The 15,174-nt window shown below is 70.9% G+C and carries 12 protein-coding genes; 7 read left to right on the top strand and 5 right to left on the bottom strand.

All coding sequences use genetic code 11. The features are described from left to right. Positions 1 to 204: 204 nt before the first annotated feature. Positions 205 to 741 (top strand): hypothetical protein, encoded by a 537-nt coding sequence (locus ACZ7CH_RS14140; RefSeq protein ID WP_360383820.1) that lies wholly within the window; start codon positions 205 to 207, stop codon positions 739 to 741. A gap of 21 nt (positions 742 to 762) precedes the next feature. On the opposite strand, the gene ACZ7CH_RS14135 is transcribed toward ACZ7CH_RS14140, so the two are convergent. Continuing rightward, positions 763 to 2,277 carry a hypothetical protein gene (locus tag ACZ7CH_RS14135; protein WP_470374051.1) on the bottom strand — a complete coding sequence of 505 codons (1,515 nt, stop codon included), beginning with the start codon at positions 2,275 to 2,277 and terminating at the stop codon, positions 763 to 765. A 159-nt stretch (positions 2,278 to 2,436) separates the two neighbouring features. Next, on the bottom strand, positions 2,437 to 4,611 hold the full coding sequence (locus ACZ7CH_RS14130) for an NACHT domain-containing protein (RefSeq protein WP_470374050.1): 2,175 nt from the start codon (positions 4,609 to 4,611) through the stop codon (positions 2,437 to 2,439). A 221-nt stretch (positions 4,612 to 4,832) separates the two neighbouring features. On the opposite strand from ACZ7CH_RS14130, the gene ACZ7CH_RS14125 reads away from it, so the two are divergent. Next, positions 4,833 to 5,123 carry a DUF4342 domain-containing protein gene (locus ACZ7CH_RS14125; RefSeq protein ID WP_458432415.1) on the top strand — a complete coding sequence of 97 codons (291 nt, stop codon included), beginning with the start codon at positions 4,833 to 4,835 and terminating at the stop codon, positions 5,121 to 5,123. A gap of 65 nt (positions 5,124 to 5,188) precedes the next feature. Here ACZ7CH_RS14125 and ACZ7CH_RS14120 read toward each other — a convergent pair whose 3' ends face one another. Further along, positions 5,189 to 5,719, bottom strand: coding sequence for a GNAT family N-acetyltransferase (locus ACZ7CH_RS14120; RefSeq protein ID WP_360383811.1), 531 nt, complete (start codon positions 5,717 to 5,719; stop codon positions 5,189 to 5,191). A gap of 406 nt (positions 5,720 to 6,125) precedes the next feature. Between ACZ7CH_RS14120 and ACZ7CH_RS14115 the strand changes: the two genes are divergently transcribed. Beyond that, positions 6,126 to 6,824, top strand: coding sequence for a glycoside hydrolase family 11 protein (locus ACZ7CH_RS14115; RefSeq protein ID WP_458432414.1), 699 nt, complete (start codon positions 6,126 to 6,128; stop codon positions 6,822 to 6,824). A 58-nt stretch (positions 6,825 to 6,882) separates the two neighbouring features. Here ACZ7CH_RS14115 and ACZ7CH_RS14110 read toward each other — a convergent pair whose 3' ends face one another. Together ACZ7CH_RS14110 and ACZ7CH_RS14105 are read right to left on the bottom strand one after the other, a co-directional pair. Next, a complete protein-coding gene (locus ACZ7CH_RS14110) occupies positions 6,883 to 8,064 on the bottom strand; it encodes a hypothetical protein (RefSeq protein WP_470374049.1) in 1,182 nt (393 codons plus the stop codon). A 169-nt stretch (positions 8,065 to 8,233) separates the two neighbouring features. Beyond that, a complete protein-coding gene (locus ACZ7CH_RS14105; RefSeq protein WP_360383806.1) occupies positions 8,234 to 9,391 on the bottom strand; it encodes a mandelate racemase/muconate lactonizing enzyme family protein in 1,158 nt (385 codons plus the stop codon). Between the two features lie 74 nt (positions 9,392 to 9,465). On the opposite strand from ACZ7CH_RS14105, the gene ACZ7CH_RS14100 reads away from it, so the two are divergent. The 4 genes from ACZ7CH_RS14100 to ACZ7CH_RS14085 all read left to right on the top strand — a co-directional run bounded on the left by ACZ7CH_RS14100 (position 9,466) and on the right by ACZ7CH_RS14085 (position 15,173). Beyond that, positions 9,466 to 10,209 carry a FadR/GntR family transcriptional regulator gene (locus ACZ7CH_RS14100; RefSeq protein WP_360383804.1) on the top strand — a complete coding sequence of 248 codons (744 nt, stop codon included), beginning with the start codon at positions 9,466 to 9,468 and terminating at the stop codon, positions 10,207 to 10,209. 256 nt (positions 10,210 to 10,465) lie between these two features. Further along, positions 10,466 to 11,893 carry an extracellular solute-binding protein gene (locus ACZ7CH_RS14095; protein ID WP_470369133.1) on the top strand — a complete coding sequence of 476 codons (1,428 nt, stop codon included), beginning with the start codon at positions 10,466 to 10,468 and terminating at the stop codon, positions 11,891 to 11,893. Continuing rightward, positions 11,890 to 13,899, top strand: coding sequence for an ABC transporter permease (locus ACZ7CH_RS14090; RefSeq protein ID WP_470374048.1), 2,010 nt, complete (start codon positions 11,890 to 11,892; stop codon positions 13,897 to 13,899). Before ACZ7CH_RS14095 ends, ACZ7CH_RS14090 begins: the two co-directional genes overlap by 4 nt. Then, complete coding sequence (locus ACZ7CH_RS14085; protein ID WP_470369135.1) at positions 13,896 to 15,173, top strand: mandelate racemase/muconate lactonizing enzyme family protein; 1,278 nt, start codon at positions 13,896 to 13,898, stop codon at positions 15,171 to 15,173. Before ACZ7CH_RS14090 ends, ACZ7CH_RS14085 begins: the two co-directional genes overlap by 4 nt. The last annotated feature ends 1 nt before the right edge of the window (position 15,174 follow it).

Below are 15,174 nucleotides of genomic sequence, written 5' to 3'. Positions count from 1 at the left end.
CGTGCCTGCGGTCTTGCGGGAGATGCCGAGCCGTTCGGCGACCTCACCTGCTCCATCGGCAGGCTCCACCCGCGCAGCGCAGCTCCGCGATCAGCGGGTCAGTATTGATGATTGCTTCAGTGTAGACTAAATTCAAATCACCGGTGTGATGACTGACTGGAACCCTGCTCAGACTCCAACGCAAACGCGGGTAGCGTAAGAGCCGTGGTGCAGGTCTTCATCCAGCCCTCGTACGGCACACCCGGAGCGCGCAGGCACTGGGCCGACTCGCTGGAACGCGCGGTCGAGTTCCGCGCGTTCGACCCCGATCCGGCGGACTCGGCGCGGCTGGCGGCCGTGCACCCGAGTGGCCGGGCGCGGTTCTGGGGTGCGACGGCCAAGCACGACCGCAGGATGGACACCGTGACCACCGGTGACGTCGTGCTGCTCACCGGCCGCAAGCACGTGCTGGCCATCGGCGAGGTGGGGCACTCGTTCCGCGACCCGGCGTTCGCGCGCCGGCTGTGGCGGCCCGATCCCTCGAAGTGCTTGTGGAGCAACGTTTACAGCCTCCGACGGTACTGGCCGGTGCTGATGCCCTACGAGGAGATCTGGGCGTTGCCGGGTTTCAGCACCGGCGACAACTTCATGGGGTTGCGCTTCCTCGCGCCCGAGAAGGCCGCCGTCGTGCTGGCGCACACCGCTGCCGACCGGCGCCGCCGGGGCGCGGCGGAGAACGACGTGTGCCCGGCCGGGGTCTGACCGCGTCCACAAACGCTTGTCCTATCGCGACGGAGTCCACTCGGGACGGTTCGGAGCAGCGGAACCGGCCCACCACCCGGCCGCGCACATCACGAACGACCACACCACCGCGGTGACCAGCCCCAGCTGCGTGGCGAGGTCGTGGTCGGCCGGCCAGCCGGCCGTCCAGCCGAGCAGCGGGGCCAGGAACGCGACGCCCGCGAGCACCGCGGCGACACCGACCACCACGGCGCGACGCCGGGGCACGGAGTCCTGGACCAGGGTCAGGGTGACGCCGACCGCCGCCACGCCGAGCGCGTAGAGCAGCGGCGCGGGCGTGGTCTCGTCCGCCGTGGTGAAGAAGAAGCTCACCCAACCGGCGACCGGCAGGGACGACGCGAGCAGGGCGGCGAACGGCAGCAACGTCTTGGGGCGGGTGCGGGACCGGCTGACGGCCACCGCCATGCCGAGCAGCAGGGCCAGTGCGGTGACCAGGCCGGCGTGCCGCACGTGGTCCCCGATGACCTGGCCGAACCCGGTGAGCGGGGAGGGGCGGACGTCCAGCCCGGTCGCGGGGACCACGACCGGCACGGCGCGCCACGTGCCGTCGGTGTCGCGGACGGCCATGCCCTCGGCGCCGTTGGCCACGAACACCTCGTGCCCGCCCGGCACCTGCCGGACCAGCAGGTCCACGCTGGCGATCTTGGAGCTGCGGTCGACGCCGCTGGGGATCAGGTGCCGGCGTTCGATGAACGACCACCGCGCGGCCGGCACCTCCCAGGCGGTGCGCCAGGTCCGGCCGCCGTCGGTCGTCTCGTCGACGCCGAGCAGGCGGCCGCCGCGGGGCGGGGTCTCGTCGAGGTCCAGCTCGCCGCCGCCGTGCACGCGGTAGCAGTGTGCGGCGGTGCCGGGCACGCACGCCTCGGTCTGGAGCTGGTGTTCGGGCGGGGGCTGCGGCAGCGGGGTCCAGCCGCCGAGGCCGGTGGGGGAGCCGTAGAACCGCTCCTCGATCTCGACCACGACCCGTCCGCCGTCCGCGGCCCGCACGGAGTCGACGGCCGGCAGCGAGACGTAGGGCGCCGAGGTCGCGCCGACCGCCAGCACCGCGAACGGGACGGCGAGCACCACCCGCAGCCGGTGCGCGAGGCCGTCGGGCAGCGGGGGAGCGGCCGCCGCACGCCGCCACGTCCACCAGGCGAGGCCGAGCGCCGGGAGCGCCACCAGGTCCGTCGGGTCGGCCAGCACCACCGACGGGCCGTTGACGAGCGACCACGCCGCCGACGCGACCTCCGCGCCCACCGCGGTCGTCTTGACCCACGCGAACCCGGCACCGGTCAGCGCCACCGCGGCCGCCGCACCCGCCCGGCCCGCGCGGAACAGGCCGGCCAGCAGGCCCAGCACGGCCGGTGCCACCACCAGACCGGCGACGTCGCTCAGCTTGCCGGTGACGAGACCCGGCCACGCCCGCTTGAGCACGTGGTCGTTCAGCAGCAGGACCGCGGCGGCCCCGAGCGACACCGGATGCGCCACCCAGCGCAGGAATCCCCCAGCTCTCATGCCGGACAGCCTGCGTACCCGTGATCACGGCAGCGACTCGGCCCGGCGTCGGATCAGCGCGGCGGACAGACGCGGGTTCGTCCGTCAGCCGGTCTCACCGGTCACCGAGGTGCCTGGTGAAGGTCGCCTGACCGGCAGCTCCGGCTGGGAGCCGCCACCTCACCGGCCGAGGAACGCCTTGATCTCCTCGCGCGTGCGCCGGGAGACCCGGTGATCCTCCGCCAGCTTCCGCAGTGCCTCCTTCCCGCGCTCCTCGTCCACCTCCACGGCCTTGCGCCCCGCCTCGAAGCGGACCGCGTCGGTGTCGAGGTCGCCGACGACGTGCAGCAACCACTTGAGCCGCTGCTCACCGGGCAGCAGGCAGGCGGCCTCGATGCGGACCTCGCCCGCACGGCGCTTCTTCACGATCTTGTCGATCACCTCGGCGGCGAACTTCCGGTCGATGCCCACGAGCGCCTTCGCGGCGTCCAGCCGGTGGTCCGCAGACTGCGCGAACAAGCCGATCTGCCGCAGCTTCCCCTTGCCCCGGCCGCCCGCCTCCCGCAGCAGGCTGACCTGGAAGGAGATGTCCGAGGGGAACATCTCGGCGAGCCGCGCCATCAGCTGTTCGCCGGCGTCCTTCTTCATCCCCACGACCTTGCGGGCGGCCTTGAGCATCAGGTCCCTGTCCGAGGTGGTGGTGGTCGCGATGAGCTCGTAGAGCGTGATGGACTTCGCCTTGTCGAACGCGCCGGACTCGACGGCGAGGATGCGCAGCTCCGCAGGCCTGCCGGTGTCCCGTGCGACCTTCTCCAGCGCCTCGGCGGCGGGGCCGTCCGCGAACTTGAGCGCTTCCAGGAGCAGGTCGACCCCGGCGCGGTCCACCGCCCTGTGAGTCTTGGCGATGTCGATGAGCAGCAGGCCACCGGACTTCGGCTCGGCCTTGCAGATCCTGCGGGCGCCGACCAGCCGGCGCTCGCGGCTCTTCTTCGGGTTCGCGGCGAAGGCGTGCAGCGCGGTGACGGGGCCGCCATGGTCGACGATGGAGAGCGCGGCGGCGAGCTGGGTCTCCTCGTCCTCCGCCTCGCGGGAGAGCCGGGCGAGGTCGGAGAAGCGGCGGGACGGCACGAGGTCGCCGATCAGGTGCACCGCCTCGAGCCGCACGGGACCGGCGATCTTGCGCCGGGGCGGCCACGCGACCCCCTCCGCGATGCGCAGCGCCACCCGCGCGTCCCACGGGCGGACCGCCCTGGCGACCGCGACCGGTGTGTTCTCGGTGCTCGCGCTGTCCGCGAACCGTTCGGCGGTCCTGACGGCCTCGGCCTCGTCGGCCTCGGCCAGCTGCCCGAGGTGCGCCAGCCGTGCCGCATCGCTCAGGGTGCCCTCGCGGCCGATCAGACCGGCCCACAGCGCGGTGTCGCCGCTGAGCCTGGCCGCGTCCAGCCGCCGGTCGCCCATGTCCGGGTCGGCCGCGAGGCAGCGGTAGGCGTGCAGGCCGAGTGCGGCCTCCTGGCGCCAGATCAGCCCGGCCACGTCCAGCCGTTCGGTCCGACCGCCGGTGAGCGTGCCCGCCAGCAGGCGCAGGCACTGCTCACCGCGCACCGGGTCCATCTCGGTCAGCACCTCGACGGCGTTGAACCGGCGCAGGGAGGGCGTGTCCCGGTTCTGCAGCCGGGCCAGCCGCTCCAGCGCGTCGGCGGTCTGCTCCGGTTCGAGCTCGCGCAGCGTGGCGACCGACGCCCGCCACGCGCCGGCCTCCCTGCGGAGGTCGGCGAGCTGCTCGTGCAGCACCCCGACGGTCTTCTCGCGCAGGTCGTCTGCGGGTACCAGGCGCCGGTGGAGCAGTTCGGCGACGAAGTGCACGTGGGTGTCGGCGTGCTTGGGGCTCAGCAGGGCGTCGAGCCGCTTGCGCAGCATCGCCTCGGCCGTGTCCCACCACAGCGCCACCTGGTACTGCGCGACCCCGCTGTTCTTCCGCCACGCGCCACCGGGACGCAGGAACGCCTTCTGACGCAACCAGAAGCGGAGCCTGCCCCCGTCCTCGTGGACCGCGCGGCACGCGGCGAGGAAGTCGCCCATCCGGTCGGGGACGAACCGGACCACGCCGTTCCGCTCGGCCACGACCCCGTTGTCGGTCAGGAGCCGGTGCAGCGCGGCGATGTCGGCCGCGCCGTCGAGCCGGTGCTGTGCCGCGGTGTGCTTGAGCGCGTCGTGGAAGTCGTCGTCGAGACACCGGTCGGCGAGGTCTTCGAGGAACGGGCCCGCCTTGCCGTTGACCAGCGGGGAGCTCTGCACCGCGAGAACGTGTCGCCGCGCCGCCGCCTTCATGGTCTCGATCTCGTCGGCTGTCGTCACGCGAGAACATGCTAGGCGCGTCCAACGATCCGTTACAGGACAATAACTTGACAGTTCACATCGGTGAAAAATATGTCCACAGTGGACGTCGTTGCCCCCTGGGGGCCGGATCGGCCCTGAGGGTCGAATCAGGTGCGGATCAGGGGTAAACCCTGATGGCACCGCGCTCGCGCACGGGCACTCTGGAGTCGTCAGGGAAGACCCACGGTTCTAGGAGAGTCATGAGCGAGTCCAAGCCCGAGTCCGCCCGTTCCGCCGTCGACTCGGTGGTCGACGCCGTTCGCGGGCTGGTCAGCGAGGGCATCAACCGCCGCGTGGTCGTGCGCGACAGCAAGGACGACGTGGTGCTGGAGGTGCCGGTGGCTCTCGGGGTGGTAGCGGCGCTGGCCGCTCCGGTGGCCACGACGATCGGCGCCGGTGTCGCGCTGGTCGGCAAGTGCGACATCAAGCTGGAGGACCGCCGTCAGCCCGGCGCCCAGCCCGCCACGACGGCGGAGGCCGAGCGGGTGTAGCTCGGCCGGTCCGAGTGCGAGGCCGGTGCCGTCACCGACTGGTGGCGGCACCGGCCTGCGGTGTCCTACGGGGTGTGCTGCAGGTCGAGCCACATGATGCGAAGACCCACGAAGCCCTCGGTGGGGTGGCGGAAGGCCCCGGGAGCGACGCCGAGCGTGACGAACCCGAGGCTTTCGTAGAGGCGGACGGCGGCGGTGTTCGTGTCGACGACCGCGTTGAACTGGACGGCGGCGAAACCGGTGCGCCGGGCCCAGTCGACCAGGTCGGTGGTGAGCGCCCGCCCCACCCCGGCGCCCCGCGCGTGCTCGGCGACCATCAGCGTGCCCGAGGCGACGTGGCTTCCCGGGCCCTGGCGGTTGGCGTACATGTTCGCCGTCCCGAGCACCTGACCCTCGCCGGCGGCCACGACCACGCGCGCGGGTGCGGGCAGCACCCACATCCGCCGGGCGTCGTCCTCGGTCATGGCGGGGTCGTACGGGATGGTTCGCTGGTCGGTGACGACGGACCGGATGATCGGCCAGATCCCCGGCCAGTCGTCGTCGTGCGCCTCGCGGACCGCGAACGCGGCGGAACCCCGGCCGGTGTGTGTCTGCACGACCTCATCCTGCAGACAGGAGCGTGCGGTGACCATCCATTTAGTCCTCAGTCCGCGAGCGCCCGCGGGTCCAGATGTCGTCGTCGGGCTTTTCGGGCGCTAAAATTTAGCCGCCCACAAATGCCGGAGTGCGATCCTCTGGCACTTCCGCCGAAGTTTCGAAACATTGTCGAAACTTCGCGGCAACCTTACGGAGTCGTGTCGGCACTGCTAGTGTCCGAAAAGGTTCGGCCACCGTCGACCTGGGTCTCCGCCGAATCCGGGCCGGCCGGTCGCAACCACGCAGTTGGCCATTTCCGAAAAGGCCAGCACCGACGGCGGCCCCCAGCACGATCACCACTGCCCTCGCGGCTCGCATCGCGTTGCCCGGCTGCCGTGCCACCCTCGACGACGAGGAGTACTGCACATGGCTGAGGCCACTTCCCGCTCGTCCGGCCGCGTTCGCGGCCGCATGGCCACGCTCGTCCGCGGTGCCTGCATCGCGCTGGTCATGTCGCTGACACCCGGCGTCGCCGGCGCCGATGTCGGCATCACCGCCACGTGTTCGAGCCAGACGGGCAACAACGGCGGGTACTACTACTCGTTCTGGACCGACGGCGGCGGCCGGGTCTGCATGGAGCTCGGGTCCGGCGGCAACTACAGCACGTCGTGGAGCAACGTCGGCAACTTCGTCGGCGGCAAGGGCTGGAGCAACGGTTCCCGGCGCACCGTGAACTACTCCGGCAGCTTCAACCCGTCCGGCAACGCCTATCTCACCCTGTACGGCTGGACGTCGAATCCGCTCGTCGAGTACTACATCGTCGACAACTGGGGCGACTACCGGCCCACCGGCACCTACAAGGGCACGGTGACCACCGATGGCGGAACGTACGACATCTACCAGACGATGAGGTACAACGCGCCTTCCGTGGAAGGCAACAACAAGACCTTCCCGCAGTTCTGGAGCGTCCGTCAGCAAAGGCGCACCGGCGGTTCCATCACCACCGGGAACCACTTCGACGCGTGGAGCCGCGCGAACATGCGGCTGGGCAGCTTCAACTACTACATGATCATGGCGACCGAGGGGTACCGCAGCAGCGGCAACTCCAACATCACCGTGCGGTGACCCCTCCCGCGGGCTGCGGTGAGCGCCGCAGCCCGCGGTGCGGGAACCCCCGTGCCGGCTACTCCGGTGGTGCCCCCTCCTCGGCCTCGGCCAGGTGCCGCACCACGGCCGCCACGTAGTCCTCCGGCCCCTCGGCTCCGCGCGCCACGACGACGGCACCCCCGTCGTCGCCGAACGCCACCACCGCCCCGGCCCCCGGATCCGGCCCGACCCGGTAACCGGAGTCGTCACCGAGAGCCGCGGCGAAGTCGGCCCACGTCTCGTGCGGGAACCCCTTGAGCAGGTTCACCCGCCGGGTCTGCCCCGCCCGCGCCGCCGGTGGCGTGAACACGAACAGCCTGCGGTGCGCCCCGAGCTCCCTGATCACCCGGAACTCGTACCGCAGCTCCGGCCAGTCGCCAGGGGCCATGATCACGCAGCGGGACCCGGCGACCAGCTCGGCGAACTGCTCGCGCCACGAGTCGTCCGTCGCGTAGTGGCGGTCGATGCCCTCGGGCGGGAGGTAGTCGCGCGGGTTGCCGAGGCCGTGGCCGCGGCCGAGGGTCCGTGCGATCGTCGGCGCGAAGTAGTCGTCGAACGCCATCGGTTCCGGACGGCGGAACACCTTCCGCAGTTCCGGCCGGGCGCGCGTCTCGTCGGGCTCGCGGCGCCGGAAGGCGAACAGCCTGCGTTCGTTGCCGAAGCCGCGGATCCACACCACGGCCGGGCGCGGATCGGCCGCGGGTGGGGCGTCGAGGCGGTCCGCGCGCCGGGCCGCCGCGTGGCACAGGACGTAGGCCATCGCCGTCGGCAGCATGGACTGCACCGCGAGGGTCACGGGTTTCCCGTTGAACGCCAGCAGCACGTACAGCAGCGGCGGGACCGCCACCGCCGCATTGCCCAGCACGCGGAACGGTGTGCGCGGCCGTCGCCGCCGGCCGGACCGGACAGGGCGTGCGGGCACCAGGCGCACGGCCAGTGCCAGACCGGCCAGCGTCACCGCGACGCCGAGCACGGCGACGGCGGTGAGGACCGGTCCGTCGCCGGACCGGACCACCAGGGCGACGAGGAGCGGCCAGCCCACCAGGCCGGCGAAGGTGGACGTCGCGAGCACGGCGGGCGTGAGCGGGCCCGTGTAGCCCTTCGCCTGCGCCCGCCGCCACACCCGCATGAACGCCGCGACCGCCAGGTAGGTCGCCGCCATCCCCGCGGCCAGCACGGCCACGCCGGCGAGCAGGGCGAGCACCGCCCGGCCCGTCACGACGCACCGGCCCGCACGCGCGGCTCCACCGTCATCGCACCGCCCCTCCCCGTGGCCGCGGACGACTCCTGTCTATGCCCGCGGTACCGCACGCGGCACCGCCGAACAGGGGATCGGCCCGGTGGGGGTGGAGGGTCCGCGTCCACAAAGGACACGGACCCCCGGCGCGCTACTCGAACACCCCGTAGCCCTCGACGGCGTGGGCTCGCACGCCGTCCATGTCCAGCTCCACACCGATGCCGGGCGTGTCCGGAACGGTGATGTAGCCGTCCTTCACGATCGAGCCGCTCCCGTCCGGTGCCTGGACGTAGCTGTCCCACACCGCGCGTTCGTCGAGGGCGTGCCACTCCTGGACGAAGAAGTTGGGGATCGCCGCGCACTGGTGCGAGGTGGCCATCGTGCCCAACGGCGTCGACACCAGGTGGGGTGCGAACGGGATGTAGTGCAGCTCCGCGAGGTTCGCGATCTTCTTGGCCTCGGCGAGACCACCGCACTTGGGCACGTCCGGCTCGATCACGTCCACCGCGCCGCGTTCGAGCAGCTCGCGGAAACCCCAGCGCAGGTACAGGTTCTCGCCCGCGCAGATCGGTGTGCGGGTCTGCGCGCGCACCCGCACCAGCGCGTCGACGTTCTCGGCGGGCAGCGGTTCCTCCAGCCACATCAGGTTGAACGGCTCGAGCTCCCACGAGATCCGGCACGCGCTCGGCACGTCGTAGCGGGCGTGCAGGTCGATGGCCAGGTCGACGTCCGGTCCGATCGCCTCCCGCACGGCCGCCACGCGGTCGACCATCGAGCGCAGCTCGCCGGTGTTGACCGTGTGGTTGAACGCGTCGAACTTGTCCGGGTGGTGCAGGTCGTCGATGTCGAACTTCAGCGCGGTGAAGCCCTCGGCGACCATCCGCTGCGCCCGGTCGACGCAGCCGGAGACCGAGCCCGCCGGGTCGTCGCCGTCACCGCAGTCGGCGTAGAGGCGGATGCGGTCGCGGAACTTCCCGCCGAGCATCCGGTACACCGGCTGGCCCGCCGCCTTGCCCGCCAGGTCCCACAGCGCGAGCTCGATCCCGGACAGGGCGATGACGAACACCCCGCCCTGCGGGCCCGCGAAGACCTTGTTGCGGCGCAGCTTCTCCCAGCACCGCTCGACGTTGCGGGGGTCCTCGCCGATCAGGAGCGGGGTGAGTGAGTTGATCATTCCGACGACGGCTCCCGCGCCGGCGTCGGGGTTGGCCTCGCCGAAACCGCTGAGGCCCTCGTCGGTGTCGATCCGCACCAGCGTGGCCTCACCGTGGTAGGCCACCACTGCTGTCGTGACGTTCACGATCCGCATTGCTCTCCCGTCGCCGGGTGGTGCACAGGAACGGAGACTGTCGCGGTGTGCAACTTGTCCTATAAGCTGATGACATGCAAAGGGGACAGGAGTCCGCGGACGCTGTCAAGGTCCGGACCCTTCCGGTGCAGGTGGCCGCACACCTGACCCGGCGCATCGTCAGCGGTGACGTGGAGGACGGCCGGGCTCCGTCCGAACTCGACATCTCCCGCGAGTTCGGGGTGTCCAGGGTCGTGGCGCGGGAGACGCTGAAGATCCTCGCCTCGCTCGACATCGTCGAGGTCGCCCAGGGCCGCCGCGTGGTCGTGCGCCCTCCCGCCGAGTGGGACTACCTGAGCCCGTTGCTGATCGAGTGGCTGCCGCAGGAGATCGTCGGCGAGCTGCTGCAGGAACTGCACCAGATGCGCGTGCTGCTCGAACCCGAGCTCGCCGCCATGGCCGCGGCGAGCGTCACCGACGAGACGCTCGACCGGCTCAGGGACGAGGTCGGCCGCATGGCCTCGCTGGAGGCCGACCCCAACGCCTACCTCGCGGTGGACCACGAGTTCCACATGGAGATCTGCCGGGCTGCGGACAACCGCATCCTCGACCGGATCATGTACTCCGCCCGCTGGCTCGGCACGGCCAGCCGGCGCATCACCAACGAGGCACCGGCCGCGTTGCGCAAGGCCACCGCCGACCACACCGAGATCTACGAGGCGATCCTGGCGCGCGACCCGGCCCGTGCCCGCGACGCGATGCGCAGGCACCTCAGCAACAACTCCACGCTCCTCGCGGAGAAGGAGGAGCAGACCAGGCGCGCCACCCGGCGCCGCTAGGCCACCGCACGGACCGTTCCGCCGCAAGACCGCACCACCCCGCGATTGTTCCGCCGCCGTACCGCACCACCGCCGTACCGCAGGAAGTCCCACGCCGTCGCACCTCGTCCGCCCGGGGTGCCGCCGGTTGCCACCCCGTTCCGCCGTTCTTCGCCGCATGAACCCGGCAGCGCGGCCCTCGCCGTGCTGTCCCGCCGGTTGCAACGTCGCCCCGTCGGTACGCGTCCGCTCGACCGGACGCGAGAGGAGTGGTCTCATGGAAGAGAAAACGGACTTATCCAGGCGCACCTTCCTCGGGATGAGCGCGCTGGGCGTGCTCGGTCTCGCCGGCTGCGGCGGGGGAGGAGGCCCCGCGGCGCCCCAGGTCGACGTCCAGGTGCCCCAGGCCCTGCTCGACCAGGCCGCCTCGCTGCGCGGCGGGTCGGTCGGGATGCTGTCGCAGAAGCTCTACTCCGAGTCCGCCAACAAGGCGCTCGACAAGTCGCTGCAGGTCTTCGCGCAGGCGACCGGCACCACGGTCCGCAACGACCTGGTCTCCGGCGACGCCGGTGACATGGTCGCGAAGATGGACGCCGAGGTCAGGGCGGGCACCAGCCGCGACTTCGCGTTCGTGAGCGACCGGCGGTTCGTCGGCCAGCTGCACAACCTCGGCGCCCTCACCGACGTCACCGACGTGGTCGAGCAGATGCGCGGGCTCTACGGCGACCCCGCGACGGAGGCGACGAACTACTGCGTCTTCGACGGCCGCTGGTTCGCGATCCCGTACCACTTCATCGCGTCCGCGATGTACCTGCGCAAGGACTGGTACCAGGAGAAGGGCCTCCCGCTCAAACCCCACTACACCTGGGAAGAGCTGCGGGACAACGCCCTGGAGGTGTCCGACCCGGCGAAGAAGCGGTTCGGCTGGGGTCTCACGGTGAACCGCTCGGGCGACGCCAACGGGTTCATCGCGAACGTCATCAACACCTACGGCGGGGCCATCGCGGACAACACCGGCACGAAGGTGGTGTTCAACTCGCCGGAGACCGTCGCTGCCGTCACGTTCATCGGCGACATCTACACGAACCCGAAGTACACGCCGATGCTGCCGCCGGGCGTCGGCAGCTGGACCGACTCGAGCAACAACGAGAACTGGCTGGCCCAGATCCTGGGGCTCACGCTCAACCAGTTCAGCGTCTACGCCGACTCCAAGACCAAGAACAACCCGGTCTACGCCAACACCCACCCGTTCAACGGCGCCACCGGACCCGCGCTCGACAAACCGCTCGCGTTCGGCGAGTCCAACTCGTTCGTCGTGTTCAAGGGCGCGAAGAACCCCGACCTCGCCAAGCTGGTGGCGAAGTTCATGGTCAGCGGCAGCGCGCTGCTCGGTGTCGCGAAGGGAGCACCGTGCCTGGTGAACCCCTCGTGGGACAAGGTGTGGGACTCCGACCCCTACTACACCACCGGTGACCCGGCGTTCCCCGCTCTGCGGGAGCAGACCCGCACACCGCTGCCGGTGACCACGAAGACCGGGTTCGCGTTCCCCCAGGCCCCGAGCCCCGGCGAGCAGGCGGCGACCGCGGCGTACCTGCTGACCGACATGATGCAGTCGGTCATCCAGGGCACCAAGCCCGCCGACGCCGTGGCCTCGACCCACGCCCGGATCGTCCAGGTCTTCGAGCAGCAGGGCTACCGGCAGTGACTGACCTGCGCACCCGGCCGGCGCCGGTCCGCCCGGCGCCGAACCGGTCTCCCTCGCTGAGCTCGACGCAACGCGCGCTCGGGCGCGACTGGCGCCTCGCCGCGGTGTTCATCGGGCCGACGCTGGTGCTCGTGGCCGGGCTGATCCTGTTCCCGATCATCGACTCGGTCGTCACCAGCACCACCGAACGCCACGGCGAGGACACGGTCTTCGTCGGCCTGGACAACTACACCGCGCTCGCCGGCGACACCGTGTTCCACAAGGGCGTGCTGAACTCGTTCGTCTTCACCGCGTACGCCGAGATCTTCAAGGTGGTCCTCGGCCTCATCGCGGCGTTGATGCTGCACCACATGCGCCGCGGCCGGGCGGTCATCGCCGGCATCATCCTGCTGCCGTGGGTGGTGCCGACCGTCGTCACGGCGTTCACCTGGCGGTCGTTGCTCGACCCGATCTTCGGCAGCGTCAACGTCCTGCTCACCGACTCCGGCATCGGGCCAGCGCTCGCGGCGGTCGGGCTCGTCGACCGCTGGCCCGCGGAGTGGCTGTCCGACCCCGCGCTCGCGATGCCGGCGGTCATCCTGGTCAACGTGTGGAAGGGCATCCCGTTCTTCACGGTGACGTTCCTGGCCGGGCTCAAGGCCATCGACAGCGGCCTGTACGAGGCGGCCGTGGTGGACGGTGCGACGCCGTGGCAGCGCTTCGTGCACATCACGCTGCCGGGCCTGCGCAACATCATGATCGTGACGGTGCTGCTGTCGTCGATCTGGACGTTCAACAACTTCGACCTGATCTGGCTGATGACCCAGGGCGGACCGGGCGACGCCACCGCCCCGTACGTGATGGTGGCCTACTCCAAGGCCATCCAGCAGCTGCAGCTCGGGGCGGGTGCCGCGGTCACGCTGGTGATGCTGCCGGTCATCGCCGTCCTCGTCGTCGTCCTGGTGCGGATGATGCGCCGCAGCGACCAGCCCGGCGCCGCGGACCTGGGGCGCCGGAGGCTCACCCCCGCTCAACGCACCGCGCTGCCGTGGGTGATCGTCGTGGCCTCGACGCTCGTGCTGATCTGGGCGTCGCCGCACATCGTGTGGAAGGCAGCACTGGTGCTGGGCGTGTTCGTGGTCCTCGCGGCCGCCGTCGGACGGGTCGTGTCCGTGCTCGCCGCACGCGGCAACCGGCTGGCCGCCCGCCTGGTCAGCGGGACGAGCAGCGGCATCGCGCTGCTGGGACTGCTGGGCTTCGTGCTCGCCCCGCTCTACTGGATGACGGTCACGGCGTTCAAGTCCGACGACCAGATCGTCGCGCGCACCGACGACCTCTGGCCGACGCCGTGGACGACCGAGCAGTTCACGAACCTGTTCTCCGGCAGGGCGTTCGGCACCTGGTACCTCAACACGGTCCTGGTGTCGCTGGCGTCCACCGCGATCGCGCTGGTCTGCGCGGCGCTGGCGGGATATGCGTTGGCACGGCTCAAGTTCCGCGGTTCGGAGAGCTTCACGGTGACGATCCTGCTCACCTACGTGATGCCGGGGGCGCTGCTGTTCATCCCGCTGTACCAGATGATGAGCGGCATCGGCCTCAACGACTCGCTGTGGTCGCTCGTGCTCGCCTACCCCACCTTCACCCTGCCGTTCGCGACGTGGCTGCTCGTCGGCTACTTCAAGTCGATCCCGGCGGACCTGGAGGAGGCCGCGCTGGTCGACGGCTGCACGCGGTTCGGCGCGTTCCTGCGGATCGTGCTGCCACTGGCCAAACCGGGACTGCTCGCGGTCGCGCTGTTCACGCTCACCAACGCGTGGAACGAGTTTCTCTTCGCGTTCGTGTTCATCACCAAGGACGACTACAAGACGCTGCCCGTCGGCATGCAGTCGATGATCTTCGGCGACGTCGTGCCGCAGGGCCAGCTGGCGGCGGCGTCGTTGCTGATCAGCATCCCGGTCGTGGTCATGTACGGCTTCGGCCAGCGGTTCCTGACCGAGGGCCTCACCGCGGGAGCCGTGAAGGGATGAGCGAGCCGTCCGCGATCACGGAGGAGCACGTCGCCACGGCGTCCCGGCCGAGCGACCTGCGCATCACCGACCTGCGGGTGGCCACCCTCGCCGGCGTGCCGTTCCGCTCGTCGATCATCCGGATCGACACCAACCAGGGCCTGGTCGGGTACGGGGAGGTGCGCGACCAGGCCAGCGCCACCTACGCGCTGGTGCTCAAGAGCCGGCTCGTGGGGGAGAACCCCTGCAACCTGGACAAGGTCTTCCGCAAGATCAAGCAGTTCGGACACCACGGCCGCCAGGGCGGCGGGGTCTCCGGCGTCGAGATGGCGCTCGTGGACCTCGCGGGCAAGGCTTACGGCGTGCCCGCGTACGCGCTGATCGGCGGCCGGTTCCGGGACGCGGTCCGCTGCTACGCCGACACCCCCACGCTGCCGGACCCGCACGCGATGGGCGCGCGGCTGCTGGAGCGCAAGCAGCGCGGGTTCACCATGCTCAAGATGGACGTCGGCATCGACCTGCTGTGGGACGTGCCCGGCGCGTTGATCGCTCCGGCGGGAGCCCGTGCGGACCAGACGACCATGCACCCGTTCACCGGCATCCAGGTCACGGCGAAGGGCGTCGAGCACCTGGCGTCCTATGTGGACGTCGTGCGCTCGGTCGTCGGCTACGACGTGGCGCTCGCCGCGGACCACTTCGGCCACATCGCCCTCGACTCGTGCATCCGCATCGGCCGCGCGCTGGAGCCGTTCACGCTGGCGTGGATCGAGGACCTGATCCCGTGGCAGCTGACCGACCAGTGGCGCCAGCTCACCACGTCCGTCGCCGTCCCGACCTGCACGGGGGAGGACATCTACCTGCTCGACGGGTTCAAGCCGCTGCTCGACGCGGGCGCCATCCGCGTCGTGCACCCCGACCCGGCGACCGCGGGCGGCATCGCGGAGACCAAGCGGCTCGGCGACTACGCCCAGGACCGCGGCATCCCGATGGCGCTGCACCTGGCGGCGTCCCCGATCGCGACGATGGCGTGCGTCCACCTGGCCGCCGCCACGGAGAACTTCCTCGCACTGGAGCACCACGCGGCCGAGGTGGACTTCTGGAGCGACCTCGTCACCGGCCTGCCCCGCCCGTTGATCCAGAACGGTCACATCACCGTGCCCGACGCACCGGGGCTCGGTTTCGGCGACGTCGACGAGGAACTGCTGCAACGGCACCTCGACCCGCGGGACCCGGTGTTCTTCGCCGAGACGACGCACTGGGACCGCGAGTCGAGCCACGACCGGCTGTGGAGCTGAG

The organism is Lentzea sp. NPDC037011 (assembly GCF_055607425.1).
The sequence above is the reverse complement of the archived record's forward strand: the minus strand, read 5'-3'. Positions and strand labels throughout refer to the sequence as shown.